Origin of the sequence: Mesorhizobium sp. M0040, from assembly GCF_040323505.1 — a bacterium.
Lineage (GTDB): Bacteria > Pseudomonadota > Alphaproteobacteria > Rhizobiales > Rhizobiaceae > Mesorhizobium.
Genome location: NZ_JAMYVA010000004.1, coordinates 62,043 through 76,161, shown reverse-complemented (window position 1 = coordinate 76,161; position 14,119 = coordinate 62,043). Strand labels below are relative to the sequence as shown.

Sequence of the window (14,119 nt, the reverse complement as noted above, 5' to 3'; positions counted from 1 at the left end):
ACGGCGCCGCTTGTCGCCAAATGCCAAAGGAACGTTCGAGAAATGTCTATCCAAGCCATCGAGGACCGCAAGGTGAAGCCGTTCCCCGCGCCTGCCAAGCCCGCCGAAATCATCGCCTTCACCGCCAGGGCGCGGCGCCGCTTCGACCCGGCCGCGATCGCAGGCAAGCTGGCCAGCACGCTGGTGCCGCCGGTCATCGTCATCACCATTATGCTCGTCGTCTGGCAGGTCGCCTGTTCGTCGCCCACAGCCAGCCTGCCACCGCCAAGCCAAGTTTGGAACGAGGCCTATGACCTGATCGCCCATCCGTTCTTCAACAATGGCCCGCAGGACATTGGACTCGCCTGGCGGGTGCTGATCTCGCTGCAGCGCGTCGCCATCGGCTTCGGCCTGGCAGCAATCGTCGGCGTCGCGCTCGGCGCGCTCGTCGGCCAGTCGATCTGGGCGATGCGCGGTCTCGATCCGGTCTTCCAGATCCTGCGCACGGTGCCGCCGCTCGCGTGGCTGCCGCTGTCGCTGGCGGCGTTCCGCGATTCCAGCCCGTCGGCGATCTTCGTCATCTTCATCACCTCGATCTGGCCCATCATCATCAACACCGCGGTCGGTGTCCGCAACATCCCCGAGGACTACCGCAACGTCGCCCGTATCCTCCGGCTCAACCAGTTCGAGTTCTTTGTGAAGATCATGGTGCCGGCGGCCGCGCCCTACATCTTCACCGGCTTGCGGATCGGCATCGGCCTGTCGTGGCTGGCCATCGTCGCCGCCGAAATGCTGACCGGCGGCGTCGGTATCGGCTTCTTCATCTGGGATGCCTGGAATTCGTCGCGGCTGCCCGACATCATCGTCGCACTCGCCTATATCGGCGTCACCGGCTTTTGCCTCGATCGCCTGGTCGCGACGGTCAGCGTCTTCGTCACCCGCGGCACAACGGCAAAGTGAGGAGAGGGACGATGACGGCCTATCTGAAACTCGACCACATCGACAAATCCTTCGCCCGCGGCAGCCAGGTCAGCGACGTGCTGAAGGACATCCGGCTGACCATCGACAAGGGCGAATTCGTCTCGATCATCGGCCATTCCGGCTGCGGCAAGTCGACCTTGCTCAACCTGATCGCCGGCCTGACCAAGGTCTCGGCCGGCGCGGTTCTGCTCGAAGACAAGGAGGTCGATAGTCCCGGCCCGGAACGCGCCGTGGTGTTCCAGAACCACAGCCTGCTGCCATGGCTCACCGTCTACGAAAACATCAATTTGGCAGTCACGAAGGTCTTTGGCCGGAGCAAGAGCCGGGCCGAGCGGCATGAATGGATCATGCGCAATCTCGATCTCGTGCAGATGGCGCATGCCAAGGACAAACGTCCGGCCGAGATTTCGGGCGGCATGAAGCAGCGCGTCGGCATCGCCCGGGCGCTGGCCATGGAGCCGAAGATTCTTTTGCTCGACGAGCCGTTCGGGGCGCTCGACGCGCTGACCCGCGCGCATCTGCAGGACGCGGTGATGGATATCCATTCGAGGCTCGGCTCGACGATGATCATGATCACTCACGATGTCGACGAGGCGGTGCTGTTGTCCGACCGCATCGTGATGATGACCAACGGCCCGGCGGCCACCATCGGCGAGGTTCTTGCCGTGCCGCTGGCCCGGCCGCGCCGGCGCATCGAGCTTTCCTCCGACCGCACCTTCCTGCGCTGCCGCGAGGCGGTGCTGAAATTCCTCTACGAACGCCACCGCTTCGTCGAAGCCGCGGAGTAAGGCCATAACGGGAAAACTCGTCATCATCATTGGCAATCTGCATCGGCAATGGGCAATCTACCGCATTGCACAAATATTATGCTGCTGTGCAAGGCATTTTGACTAATCTTTGATCCGCTGCCGAGCTTGGTCAAAAGTCGCGCGGCTGCGGTTCATATTGATTTCATTCGATAATTAAGAGCGCTGTCGAATTGGCACGCTTCCTGCTTTCCGAAATGCAGGGTCCGCAAGGGCCAAGTGAAACGGCGTCCAATGGCGGGCGCCACAGGCAAAGCTGCCGCTCAGGTCCACACGCGCTCCCGGAACCCGGACGCGAAGACCTGGCCGGCGGCTTTTTTGTTTTAACGCAATCGACGGCGCTGGTTCCAAGCGGCGTCCAACCGGAGACGACGATGACGAAACGGATCGGAACTGCCGCGTCCCTCGCGGACTTCACGCGCCGCGATTTTCTGGCCGTCAGCGCGCTGACGGCGGCGCTGTTCACCGCCGCGCTCCTCCTCTTTCCCGCCGGCGCCAAGACTGACGGCAAGGGTCTCGAAGTGACCGCGCAAAGGTCGGGTTCAACCAGTTCGCCGATGCTGCGCCGCTGACAGTCGCGAACGAACAGACAAGGGCGGTGCCTCCCACGCCGCAAACCGGAGCCAGAAAATGACCGCAAATCTCCCAGCCGCCCCCAGCCAGGACAGCGCTCCCCGGCAGGCGCTTGCCATGTCCACCATCGCCTTCACCGTCTGCTTCGCGGTGTGGACGATCTTTTCAATCATCGGCGTGCGCATAAAGCAGGAGCTGGGGCTGAACGAGACGGAGTTCGGCCTGCTCGTCGGCACGCCGATCCTCACCGGCTCGCTCGTGCGTATGGTGCTCGGTGTCTGGACCGACCGTTTTGGCGGACGGCTGGTATACACCGCGACCATGGTTGCGGCGGCGGTCGCGACCTTTCTGCTCGCTTTTGCGCACACCTACGGGCAGATGCTGGTCGCCGCACTAGGCGTTGGGCTCGCCGGCGGTTCCTTCGCCGTCGGTGTCGCCTATGTCTCGCGCTTCTTCCCGGCCGGCAAGCAGGGTACGGCGCTTGGCATTTTCGGTGTCGGCAATGTCGGCGCCGCGGTCACCAAGTTCCTCGCACCGTTCGTGCTTCTCTCCTGGGGCTGGCAGTCGGTCGCGCTGATCTGGGCGGCAGCACTCGTCGTCATGGCCGCCGTCTTCTGGTTCACGACCGGCGACGATCCGGTCATCCGCGAGCGCCGCGCCGGCAAGGCAGCGCCCGCGAGAAGCTTCTTGCAGGAATTCGCGCCGCTCAAGAACCTGCAGGTCTGGCGCTTCGCCTTCTATTATTTCTTCGCCTTCGGTGCATTCGTGGCGCTCTCGCTGTGGCTGCCCCGCTACCTGATCGGCGTCTACGGCTTCGGGCTTGCGACCGCCGGCATGATCGGGGCGGCCTATTCAATTCCGGCAAGTATTTTCCGCGCCTATGGCGGCGTGCTTTCCGACCGGATCGGCGCCCGCACCGTGCTCTACTGGACCTTCGCTGTCAGTGCCGCCGCGACTCTCGTTCTGTCTCTCCCCTCGGCAGATTACGTCGTGCGCGGTGTCAGCGGGCCGATCGCCTTCCATTTCGAGGTCGGCCCGCTCGCCTTCATAGCCGTTGCCTGTGTGCTCGGCTTCTTCATGAGCCTTGGCAAGGCTGCCGTCTACAAGCACATCCCGGCTTACTATCCGCAGAGTGTCGGCGCGGTCGGCGGCGTTGTCGGCATGATTGGCGGGCTCGGCGGCTTTATCCTGCCAATCGTCTTCGGAGCGCTCAACGACCTCACCGGCGTCTGGTCGAGCTGCTTCATGCTGCTCTTCGTCATCGTCGCCACCTGCTTTGTCTGGATGCATTTTTCCATCCGGCGGATGGAGCGCACGGCGTCTGACGAAGCCTCAGGCCTTTCCTACGCGGCTGAGTGAGACCGGAGTGGATCAGGACATGACCGAGAAGCTCGTTATCATTGGCAACGGCATGGCCCCCGGGCGCATGCTGGAGCACCTCCTGGAAAAGGCGCCTGGGCGCTACCAGGTCACCATCTTCAACGCCGAGCCGCGCGTGAACTACGACCGCATCATGCTCTCGCCGGTTCTGTCGGGCGAAAAGGCCTATGAGGAGATCATCATCCATGGCGACGGCTGGTACATCAAGCACGGCATCACCCTCTACAAGGGCCACAAGATCGTCGCCATCGACCGGCAGGCAAAGACCGTCACCTCCGATCATGGCGTGACCGAGCCCTACGACAAGCTCGTCATCGCCACCGGCTCGGTGCCGTTTATCATTCCGGTGCCAGGCCATGATCTGCCCGGCGTGCTCACGTATCGCGATCTCGACGACGTCCGGGCGATGATGCTTGCCGCCCAGTCGCGGGCCAAGGCGGTGGTCATCGGCGGCGGCCTGCTCGGCCTGGAAGCGGCTGCGGGTCTGAACGCGCAAGGGATGGACGTCACCGTGCTGCACGTCATGCCGACGCTGATGGAGCGTCAGCTCGATCCGGCCGCCGGATATCTCCTGCAGCGCGCCGTCGAGCAGCGCGGCATCAAGGTCATCACCAAGGCCAACACCCAGGCGATCACCGGCAACGGCAAGGTCGAGCGGGTGGAGCTTGCCGACGGCACAGTCATTCCCGCAACGCTCGTCGTCATGGCGGTGGGCATCAGGCCGAATGCGGCGCTGGCGAAGGAAGCCGGCATTGCGGTCAATCGCGGCATCGTCGTCGACGCCGGCATGCGCAGCAACGATCCCGATATCTACGCAATCGGCGAATGCGCCGAGGTCAACGGCCAGGTCTACGGGCTGGTCGCGCCGCTCTACGAGATGGCGCGCGTCGCCGCCAGCCATCTGGCCGGCAATGAGGCGGCGGCTTTCGTCCACATGGACACGCCGACCAAGCTCAAGGTCACCGGCATCGAGCTGTTCTCGCTCGGCGACTTCGCCGAGGGCGATGACCGCCAGGAAATCGTGCTGCGCGATGCCGCGGCCGGCGTCTACAAGCGCCTGGTACTCAAGGACGACCGCATCATCGGCACCGTGCTCTATGGCGAGACGGCGGACGGCGCCTGGTTCAACGACCTCAAGAAGAAGCAGACCGACATATCCGAGATGCGCGATACGCTCATCTTCGGCCAGTCCTACCAGGGAGGCGCCCCCCTGGACCCTATGGCGGCCGTTGCAGCCTTGCCGGATGATGCGGAAATCTGCGGTTGCAACGGCGTATGCAAGGGAAAGATCACCGGCGCGATCACGGCCAGGGGCTTGACCTCGCTCGACGATGTGCGCGCCCACACCAAGGCGTCGGCCTCCTGCGGCTCCTGCACCGGGCTGGTCGAAAAGCTGATGGTGCTGACCATCGGCGACAAATACAACCCCGCGGCGGTCCAGCCGATGTGCAGCTGCACCGCGCTTGGCCACGACGAGGTCCGCCGGCTGATCAAGGCCAAGGGCTTGAAGACCATTCCCGCCGTCATGCAGGAACTGGAGTGGAAGACCTCCTGCGGCTGCGCCAAATGCCGGCCGGCGCTCAACTATTATCTCGTCTGCGACTGGCCCGACGAATACGCCGACGATTACCAGTCGCGCTTCATCAACGAGCGCGTCCACGCCAACATCCAGAAGGACGGCACCTATTCGGTAGTGCCGCGCATGTGGGGCGGCGTCACCAACGCCGCCGAATTGCGCGCCATCGCCGACGTCGTCGACAAGTTCGAGATCCCGATGGTCAAGGTCACCGGCGGCCAGCGCATCGACATGCTCGGCATCCGCAAGGAAGACCTGCCGGCGGTATGGGCCGATCTCGGCCAGGCTGGCTTCGTCTCTGGCCACGCCTATGCCAAAGGACTGCGCACCGTGAAGACCTGTGTCGGCTCGGACTGGTGCCGCTTCGGCACGCAGGATTCGACCGGCTTGGGCATCCGTATCGAAAAATTCATGTGGGGCTCGTGGACCCCGGCCAAGGTCAAGATGGCGGTGTCGGGCTGTCCGCGAAACTGTGCCGAGGCGACCTGCAAGGATGTCGGCGTGATCTGCGTCGATAGCGGCTACGAGATCCATTTCGCCGGCGCCGCCGGTCTCGACATCAAGGGCACCGAAGTGCTCGGCCTGGTCAAGACCGAGGACGAGGCGCTGGAGCATATCGTGGCGTTGACGCAGATGTATCGCGAGCAGGGCCGCTATCTCGAGCGTATCTACAAATGGGCCAAGCGCGTCGGCATAGCTGAGATCAAGCGTCAGATCATGGACGATGGCGAGAAGCGCAAAGCCTATTTCGACCGCTTCGTCTTTTCGCAGAAATTCGCCCAGGTCGACCCATGGTCGGAACGTGCTTCCGGCAAGGACAAGCATGAATTCCGGCCGATGGCTTCGGTCGGCTTTGCCCAGGCGGCGGAGTAGGCGCGTGTTCCCGAAAAGTGGAATGCGGTTTTCGGACAAGAACACGCGCAAAAGAGGAATGGCCACATGAATTGGGTATCGATCGGCACGCTCTCGGACATTCCGCGTCGCGGCGCGCGCTGCGTCGCCACGCCGGAAGGAAAGATCGCCGTCTTTCGCACGGCCGACGATCAGGTCTTTGCCATCGACGACCATTGCCCGCACAAAGGTGGGCCGCTCAGCCAGGGCATCGTCCATGGCACGGCGGTGACCTGTCCCTTGCACAATTGGGTGATCTCGCTGGAGACAGGCAAGGCGCTCGGCGCGGACGAGGGCGCGGTGCGCACCATTGCGGTGCGGATCGACGGCGAGCGGCTGTTCATTGCGCTGGAAGCGCTGGCCAGCCGCGCGGCGTGAACCATGCAGATTGATGAAGCGCGCGAGGTGAGGACCACCTGCCCCTATTGCGGGGTGGGTTGCGGCGTGCTGGCGAAGGTCGCCGCGGACGGTGAAATAACCGTTCGCGGCGACCCGGACCACCCGGCGAATTTCGGCCGGCTCTGCTCCAAAGGCTCGGCGCTAGCTGAGACCATCGACCTCGACGGCAGGTTGCTATACCCGGAGATCCACGGTCGCCGCACCGACTGGGACGAAGCGCTCGACCTTGTCGCTTCGACCTTCTCGCAAACCATTGCCGAACACGGCCCCGGCTCGGTCGCCTTTTATGTTTCCGGCCAGTTGCTGACCGAGGACTATTACGTCGCCAACAAGCTGATGAAAGGCTTTATCGGCTCGGCCAATATCGACACCAATTCGCGTCTGTGCATGGCCTCGTCGGTCGCCGGCCACCGCCGCGCCTTTGGCTCGGACACCGTTCCGGGAAATTACGAGGATCTGGAACTTGCCGACCTGATCGTGCTGGTCGGCTCCAATCTCGCCTGGTGCCATCCGGTACTCTACCAGCGCATTGCCGCCGCCCGGGAAAAGCGGCCCGAGATGAAGGTGGTGCTGATCGACCCTCGCCGCACCATGACCTCAGACATCGCCGACATGCATCTGGCGATCGCGCCCGATGGCGACGTCGCTTTGTTCACCGGGCTGCTCGCCTATCTCGGCCAGCACAACGCGCTGGACCGCACCTATATCACGGCGCACACGACCGGCTTCGGGCAAGCGCTTTTCGCCGCCTCGGCGCTCGATCTTGCCGGCATCGCGGCTGCCACGGGTCTCAGTGAGGACGAACTGGCCCGCTTCTACAGCCTGTTTGCCGCGACGGCGAAGACGGTGACCGTCTACAGCCAAGGCGTGAACCAGTCGTCTTCGGGCACCGACAAGGTCAACGCCATCATCAACTGCCATCTAGCCACCGGCCGCATAGGCCAGCCCGGCGCCGGGCCGTTCTCGGTGACCGGCCAGCCCAACGCCATGGGCGGCCGTGAGGTCGGCGGCATGGCCAACATGCTGGCCGCCCACATGGAGATCGAAAACCCCGAGCACCGCGAACGCGTGCAGCGCTTCTGGAATGCCCCAACCGTCGCCGAAAAACCCGGCCTGAAAGCGGTCGAGATGTTCCAAGCGGTGGCCGACGGACGCATCAAGGCGCTGTGGATCATGGCCACCAACCCAGTCGATTCGATGCCGGATGCCGATGCCGTCGAAGCGGCGATCAAGGCCTGCCCGTTTGTTGTGGTCTCGGACGTGCTGGCCAAGACCGACACGGTCCGCCACGCCCATGTCCGGCTGCCGGCCACCGCATGGGGCGAAAAGGATGGCACCGTCACCAATTCGGAGCGCCGCATCTCGCGCCAGCGAGCCTTTTTGGCCACGCCTGGTGAGGCAAGGCCAGATTGGTGGATCATCGCTGAAGTCGCCAAGCGGATGGGCTTCGGCGAGGCTTTTTCGCATGTGTCGCCGGTCGACATCTTCGCCGAGCATGCCGCGTTGTCGACATTCGAGAATGACGGGGCACGCGATTTCGACATCGGCGCCTACGCCGGGATCGATGCAGGGACGTATGAGGAGTTGGCGCCATTCCAATGGCCAGCGCCGAGCCAGGGCACCCCCCTCTGGCCTGGCGGCCATCTCCCTCTCAAGGGGGGAGATTGGATGTCGCCACCGGTTTCGCCAATCGTTGCCATTGCTGAAAAGGCGGTGCGGGCAAAACTGTCAATCTCCCCCCTTGAGGGGGAGGTGGCCGGCAGGCCAGAGGGGCGCGCGCGGCGCCAGCTGGAGGACAAAAGCACCCGCTTCTTCGCCAACGGCAATTTCTACACACCCGACGGCAAGGCACGCTTCATTGCCATCCGCCCAGCCGCACAAACCCGCACCAGCCCGGACTTCCCGCTGGTGCTCAACACCGGGCGCGTGCGCGACCATTGGCACACCATGACGCGGACCGGCAAGAGCCCGCGCTTGTCGCAGCACATGGCCGAACCGTTCGTCGAAATCCACCCGTCGGATGCGCAGCACTTCGGCATCGGCGATGCCGAGATCGTCCGCGTCTCGACTGCCCATGGCGAGGTGCTGGTCCGCGCCCTGGTGACGGTGCGCCAACGCCAAGGCTCTGTATTCGTTCCGATGCACTGGACCGATCAGTTCTCCGGCCGCGCGCGCGTCGATGCACTGGTCGCGCCGACGACCGATGCGATTTCAGGCCAACCGGCCTCGAAGAATGTTGCCGCCCGCATCGAGCGGTTCGCCGCCACAGCCTTCGGCTTCGCCGTGCTTGCCGAACGGCCCACATCGATCGACGCCGATTACTGGAGCCTCGCCCGCGGCCCCGCCGGCTGGCGGCTTGAAATTGCGCTGCAGGACAGCCGCGACTGGACCGGGTTTGCCGCCGCGCTATTAGGCATGGAAGGCGAGACGCTCGCCTATCACGACATCGCCGGCGGGCACCATCGCTTCGCCCGTTTCGCAGGCAATAGGCTGGTCGGCGCGCTCTATCTTGCGCCAACCCCGGTGGCGGTGTCGCGCGGCTGGGCAGTCGAACAACTTGGCGCTGACCATGCCAATCGGCAGGCGCGGCTGGCGATTGTCGCCGGGCGGCCGGGCGGCAACAGCGTCGACCGCGGTGCCATCGTCTGCGCCTGTTTCGGGGTTGGTGCCAACCAGATCGCGGAAGCGGTACGCGGCGGCTGTACCAGCGTCGCGGCAATCGGCGCCGTCCTTCACGCCGGCACCAATTGCGGCTCTTGCCGCGCCGAGATCAAGACCATTATCGACGGGCGGCGTCTGCAAGCTGCGGAGTGAATGCGCCGAGAAACTCTGCCGTGCCGCCGCATGATGCTTACTAGCAATTTACAAACCATGGGCTACCAACGTCCTGACTTCGATTCGCTCGGAACGGGAGCCTCATGAGCAAAGCCCTGACCTCATTCGCGCTTGCCGCCGCGCTGGCGGCCTTGCTGATGGCGCTCTGCCTGATGGTGGCCAGGCATGGCTATCCCTATGGCGCGATCGGCGCCAAGCGCTTGAGCGACATCGCCGATGCGGGGACGTTCATTCCGCTCGCGGCGATGTATTTTTTCAGCGCACTGCTGATGATGGTTCTGCCGATCAGGCTCGCTGGCATCGTCCTGACACATGCCGCCGATGCGATCTTCTGGACGGTCATCTTGTTGTTTGCGGTCATCGTTGGATGTCTCGCCGCGAGATTTGCTTTCGGTCAGCGCGATGTGCTCCCGGCACTGCTGAACTGGCGGTTCCTGTTTGTCGCAGCCGTCGTCGGATGCCATCTCTTCATCAACGAGCTGCGCCGGAACATCCTGTTGCGAAGCCTGTTCTTCGTCGTCTTCGCCGCAGCGACACTGGCCTGCCTGTTTTGGTCCTTCACCATCTGAGCATGTGCGACCCGTCGGGCAGACGGCCTAATTCTTGTCGACCGGCTTCGAACGCATTCGCGAAACGGTCTCACGCTCGGCCCGCTTCGAACGCATCGGCGGCAGGCCGCGGTCGACCAGGTCCATGTCTTCCAGCACCATGTCGCCCATCCGCTTGAAAGCGATGTCGAGCGCACCCGCCCGGTGGGCGGAGCGCAGGAACCCCGGCAATGTGCGGACCGGGTGATCCTGGGCAAGCGGCTCCTCAGGAAAAACATCGCTGGCGGCGACGATATGGCCGCTGCGGACGACGTCAATCAGTGCCGGGAAATCGACCACGCCGGCTCGGCTGAGCAGGATGAAAGCGGCTCCCTTGCGCATCCTGGCAAACGCCTCGGCGCCGAGGAAGCCCTGGTTTTCGCTAGTCACCGAAGCGACGACGAAGACGAAATCGCTGTTCGACAGAACGTCGTCGAGAGAGGCGGGCTCGACGCCGTTTTCGATCAGGATCGACGGCGGCAGCCACGGGTCGAAGACTTTTGTCCGCGTGCGAAAGCCTGACAGCAGCCGGTTGAGCGCACGGCCAAGATCGCCGAAGCCGATAATGCCGACATCCGCGCCGGAAAGAAGCCGCGCCGCCCGGTTGCCGTCGCCGCCCCACAGCTCCTTGCCCTGACGAAAGGCGAGGTCGGCGTCGACGATGCCGCGGGCGAGGTTGAGCGCCATGGCAAGGCCGAGCTCGGCCACCGGTTCGGCAAACACCAGCCCGGTGGTGACGACATGGATGCCGCGCGAAAACAGCGTCTCGTAGGGCATGTTGTTGATGAGGTTGCTCTCGACATTGAAGATGCAGCGCAGCGCCTTCATTCTTTCCAGCGTCTCCGGTGTGATAGGTGGCTGGCCGACGATATAGCGCGCCTCGGCAAGGATATCGGCCGGCAGCGCCGCCACCGCTTCGGGCGATATTTCGACGATGCGGTATTTCGATCGAAATTTCGCCAGCGCAGCCGGCGTGAAGATCAGGTCGAGCGTGCGCGGTTCGGGTGCGCTGATCACCAGCGGCAAGGCGCTGTTGGACATGATGCTTTCCTCCCGTGCGATCCGCGTCGCACCACACTGGAATCGTCTTTCCCGCCCCGACACCTATCACATGCCTGTCGAGGAGGAGAAGTTTGCCTGGCTTCGGCCTTGCGGTGCGGCGGTCGGTGGTCCAGATAGACGGCGATCGAAGGACGACAAGGAAGACAGCGACATGATCCCGTTTCGAAAGAACCTCATCGATGGAGAGTGGGTAGGCGATGCCGGCTCCCGTAACATCAACCCGTCCAATCTCGACGACGTGGTCGGCGAATATGCATCGGGAGGCGCCGAGCACGCCCGGCAGGCCATCGCGGCGGCGAAGGCGGCATTTCCGGCGTGGTCCCGATCGGGCCTGCTGGCCCGCCATGCGGTGCTGAGGAAGGCGTCGGACGAGATCACCGCGCGGAAAGATGAAATCGGCCGGGCGTTGGCGCGCGAGGAAGGCAAGACGCTGGTCGAGGGCATCGGCGAGACTGTCCGCGCCGCCCAGATATTCGACTTCTTCGCCGGCGAGACGCTGCGCCTGTCGGGCGAGCTGGTGCCGAGCGTGCGGCCCGGCGTCGGCGTCGAGATCACCCGTGAAGCGGTCGGCGTCGTCGGCATCATCACGCCGTGGAATTTTCCGATCGCCATTCCGGCTTGGAAAATCGCTCCGGCGCTGGCCTACGGCAACACCATCGTCTTCAAGCCGGCGGAACTCGTTCCGGAGAGCGCCTGGACTATTGTCGACATCCTGCACCGCGCCGGGCTGCCCAAGGGTGTGCTCAACCTGGTGATGGGCAAAGGTTCGGTGGTCGGCCAGGCCATGCTCGACAGTCCTGACCTCAACGCGATCACCTTCACCGGATCGGTCGGCACCGGCAAGCGCGTCGCCGCCGCCAGCGTCGAGCACATGCGCAAGTTTCAGCTCGAAATGGGCGGCAAGAACCCGCTTGTCGTGCTCGACGATGCCGACCTTGCCGTCGCTGTCGACTGCGCCATCAACGGTGCCTACTTCTCGACCGGCCAGCGCTGCACGGCGTCGTCCCGGCTGGTGGTGACGGACGGCATTCACGACCGCTTCGTCGAGGCGCTCAAGGACCGCATGGCCAAGTTGGTCGTCGGCGACGCTCTCGATGCCAAGACCCAGATCGGGCCGGTTGTCGACCAGAGCCAGTTGAAACAGGACGAGGACTATATCGCCATCGGACGTCAGGAAGGTGCCGATCTCGCCTTCGGCGGCGAGCGGCTCGATCGTGAAACCCGCGGCTTCTATTTGCAGCCGGCGCTGTTCACCGAAACCACCAACGCCATGCGCATCTCGCGCGAGGAGATTTTCGGACCGGTCGCCAACGTCATCCGCGTCAAGGATTATGACGAGGCGCTGGCGGTGGCCAACGACACGCCGTTCGGCCTGACCTCAGGCATCTGCACCTCGAGCCTCAAGCATGCCACGCACTTCAAGCGCAATTCGGAAGCCGGCATGGTCATGGTCAATCTGCCGACGGCGGGCGTCGACTTCCACGTGCCTTTCGGCGGGCGCAAGGGATCGAGCTACGGCCCGCGCGAGCAGGGCCGCTATGCCGCAGAGTTCTACACCACGGTGAAGACCGCTTACACGTTTGCCGGCTAAGAAAAGGCGGCAGACCAGTCAGGCAGCGAGCAAGTCGATGGCATCTGAGAATACGGACCTGACCTGGCTCAATCCGCCGCCGCACCACGCCTTCGGCAACAATACGGTGCATGTACGGACCGGCGAGGAGACCGACTTCTGGCGCGAGACGTTCTACGGCTTCTGGCGCGACAATGGCCATTTCCTCTATCGTGAGGTCGAGGGCGATTTCAGCGCCGAAGTCACCGTCAAGGGGCACTATGAGGTGCTTTACGATCAGGCCGGGCTTATGGTCCGCCTGAGCGAGACGCACTGGATCAAGGCCGGCATCGAATACACCGACGGGCTGATGTATTTTTCCGTCGTCGTCACCAACGATGCCTCCGACTGGTCGCTGGCCAGCATTCCGGCCGATCCGGACGGGGTCAGGATCCGCATGACCCGCCATGCCGAGACGATCCGCGTCCAGTATCGCGACCCATCTGACAAGCACTGGAAACCGGTGCGGCTTGCCTATTTCCCCCCGTCGAAAACGGTCGATGTCGGCATGATGTGCTGTTCGCCGCAGCGCGAGGGCTTCGAAGTGACATTCAGCGACTTTTCGATCGGCCCGCCGATCTCGCGGGAGCTTCACGACTGAGGCGCCGCGATCCGGTCGGGCGGTTTGCGTCCGGCCCCGCCTCAGTAGGTCGCCCGGCCGCCGGAGACGTCGAAGACGGCCGCCGTTGTGAACGAGCATTCCTCGGACGCGATCCAGCAGATCAGCGCCGCCACCTCCTCGACCTCGCCGAACCGCGCCATCGGTATTTTGGACAGCATGAAGTCGATGTGTTGCTGGCTCATCTGCTGGAAGATCGCGGTGCGCACGGCCGCCGGCGTGACGCAGTTCACCGTTACTTTGGTCTTGGCCAGTTCCTTGCCGAGCGATTTGGTCATGCCGATCACCGCCGCCTTGGAGGTGCTGTAGGCCGAGGCGTTCGGGTTACCTTCCTTGCCGGCAATCGAGGCGATGTTGATGATCCTGCCGTAATTGCGTTCGAGCATATGCGGGACCAGCGCCTTGTTGCAGAAGAAGACGCCGTTGATGTTGATGTCGGTGACCCGGCGCCAATCCTCCACCGAATACTCCCAGGTCGTCATGTTCGGCCCGGTGATGGCAGCACTGGTGACAAGGACATCGACTGCGCCAAGCGCTTCGATCGTCTCTCCGGCGGCGGCTTCGACCGCTATGGGGTCGGCGACGTCTAAGGTGACGCTGTGCAGGCCTGGAACAATGGCCTTGGCCTGCTCGATCTGGGCGGCATCGCGATCCCAGACCGAAACACGCCCGCCTTCGCCAGTGATCCTTTGCGCGACGGCCAGGCCGATGCCTGAGGCGCCGCCGGTGATAACAGCAGATCGTCCGGCAAATCGTCCCGCGAAACTCATCGGCATGTGGTCTTCCTCCCAATTGGCGGCGAATGTGAAGTCAACGGCGGAC

At 63.8% G+C, this 14,119-nt stretch carries 12 protein-coding genes; 10 read left to right on the top strand and 2 right to left on the bottom strand.

Annotated elements, in window-relative coordinates:
• Positions 1-42: 42 nt before the first annotated feature.
• From ntrB to NKJ91_RS05090, 8 genes are all read left to right on the top strand, one after another.
• Entirely contained in the window at positions 43-939 is an 897-nt protein-coding gene (gene ntrB / locus NKJ91_RS05125) for a nitrate ABC transporter permease (RefSeq protein WP_352454708.1), read from the top strand.
• A gap of 11 nt (positions 940-950) precedes the next feature.
• On the top strand, positions 951-1,748 hold the full coding sequence (locus NKJ91_RS05120) for an ABC transporter ATP-binding protein (protein WP_352454707.1): 798 nt from the start codon (positions 951-953) through the stop codon (positions 1,746-1,748).
• Between the two features lie 392 nt (positions 1,749-2,140).
• Positions 2,141-2,338: a twin-arginine translocation signal domain-containing protein gene (locus NKJ91_RS05115; RefSeq protein ID WP_352454706.1), complete on the top strand. Its 198-nt coding sequence runs from the start codon at positions 2,141-2,143 to the stop codon at positions 2,336-2,338.
• A gap of 58 nt (positions 2,339-2,396) precedes the next feature.
• Entirely contained in the window at positions 2,397-3,698 is a 1,302-nt protein-coding gene (locus NKJ91_RS05110; protein WP_352454705.1) for an MFS transporter, read from the top strand.
• 19 nt (positions 3,699-3,717) lie between these two features.
• On the top strand, positions 3,718-6,168 hold the full coding sequence (nirB, locus tag NKJ91_RS05105; protein WP_023676296.1) for a nitrite reductase large subunit NirB: 2,451 nt from the start codon (positions 3,718-3,720) through the stop codon (positions 6,166-6,168).
• A gap of 66 nt (positions 6,169-6,234) precedes the next feature.
• Entirely contained in the window at positions 6,235-6,564 is a 330-nt protein-coding gene (nirD, locus tag NKJ91_RS05100; RefSeq protein ID WP_023676297.1) for a nitrite reductase small subunit NirD, read from the top strand.
• A 3-nt stretch (positions 6,565-6,567) separates the two neighbouring features.
• Complete coding sequence (locus tag NKJ91_RS05095; RefSeq protein ID WP_352454704.1) at positions 6,568-9,399, top strand: nitrate reductase; 2,832 nt, start codon at positions 6,568-6,570, stop codon at positions 9,397-9,399.
• Between the two features lie 104 nt (positions 9,400-9,503).
• On the top strand, positions 9,504-9,989 hold the full coding sequence (locus tag NKJ91_RS05090; protein ID WP_352454703.1) for a hypothetical protein: 486 nt from the start codon (positions 9,504-9,506) through the stop codon (positions 9,987-9,989).
• Positions 9,990-10,016: 27 nt separating this feature from the next.
• Here the strand turns inward: NKJ91_RS05090 and NKJ91_RS05085 are convergent, their stop codons facing one another.
• On the bottom strand, positions 10,017-11,048 hold the full coding sequence (locus NKJ91_RS05085) for a hydroxyacid dehydrogenase (protein WP_352454702.1): 1,032 nt from the start codon (positions 11,046-11,048) through the stop codon (positions 10,017-10,019).
• A gap of 175 nt (positions 11,049-11,223) precedes the next feature.
• On the opposite strand from NKJ91_RS05085, the gene NKJ91_RS05080 reads away from it, so the two are divergent.
• Positions 11,224-12,660 carry an aldehyde dehydrogenase family protein gene (locus NKJ91_RS05080; RefSeq protein ID WP_352454833.1) on the top strand — a complete coding sequence of 479 codons (1,437 nt, stop codon included), beginning with the start codon at positions 11,224-11,226 and terminating at the stop codon, positions 12,658-12,660.
• Positions 12,661-12,697: 37 nt separating this feature from the next.
• On the top strand, positions 12,698-13,279 hold the full coding sequence (locus NKJ91_RS05075; protein WP_352448444.1) for a DUF1349 domain-containing protein: 582 nt from the start codon (positions 12,698-12,700) through the stop codon (positions 13,277-13,279).
• Between the two features lie 41 nt (positions 13,280-13,320).
• Here NKJ91_RS05075 and NKJ91_RS05070 read toward each other — a convergent pair whose 3' ends face one another.
• Positions 13,321-14,073: an SDR family NAD(P)-dependent oxidoreductase gene (locus tag NKJ91_RS05070; RefSeq protein ID WP_352448445.1), complete on the bottom strand. Its 753-nt coding sequence runs from the start codon at positions 14,071-14,073 to the stop codon at positions 13,321-13,323.
• Positions 14,074-14,119 lie beyond the last annotated feature (46 nt).

Bases quoted from the DNA above. Each gene is read 5' to 3' on its own strand.
- NKJ91_RS05075 (WP_352448444.1), top strand. From the start codon at position 12,698: ATGGCATCTGAGAATACGGACCTGACCTGGCTCAATCCGCCGCCGCAC.
- NKJ91_RS05115 (WP_352454706.1), top strand. From the start codon at position 2,141: ATGACGAAACGGATCGGAACTGCCGCGTCCCTCGCGGACTTCACGCGC.
- NKJ91_RS05095 (WP_352454704.1), top strand. From the start codon at position 6,568: ATGCAGATTGATGAAGCGCGCGAGGTGAGGACCACCTGCCCCTATTGC.
- nirB (WP_023676296.1), top strand. From the start codon at position 3,718: ATGACCGAGAAGCTCGTTATCATTGGCAACGGCATGGCCCCCGGGCGC.
- NKJ91_RS05070 (WP_352448445.1), bottom strand. From the start codon at position 14,073: ATGCCGATGAGTTTCGCGGGACGATTTGCCGGACGATCTGCTGTTATC.
- NKJ91_RS05120 (WP_352454707.1), top strand. From the start codon at position 951: ATGACGGCCTATCTGAAACTCGACCACATCGACAAATCCTTCGCCCGC.
- ntrB (WP_352454708.1), top strand. From the start codon at position 43: ATGTCTATCCAAGCCATCGAGGACCGCAAGGTGAAGCCGTTCCCCGCG.
- nirD (WP_023676297.1), top strand. From the start codon at position 6,235: ATGAATTGGGTATCGATCGGCACGCTCTCGGACATTCCGCGTCGCGGC.
- NKJ91_RS05090 (WP_352454703.1), top strand. From the start codon at position 9,504: ATGAGCAAAGCCCTGACCTCATTCGCGCTTGCCGCCGCGCTGGCGGCC.
- NKJ91_RS05085 (WP_352454702.1), bottom strand. From the start codon at position 11,048: ATGTCCAACAGCGCCTTGCCGCTGGTGATCAGCGCACCCGAACCGCGC.
- NKJ91_RS05110 (WP_352454705.1), top strand. From the start codon at position 2,397: ATGACCGCAAATCTCCCAGCCGCCCCCAGCCAGGACAGCGCTCCCCGG.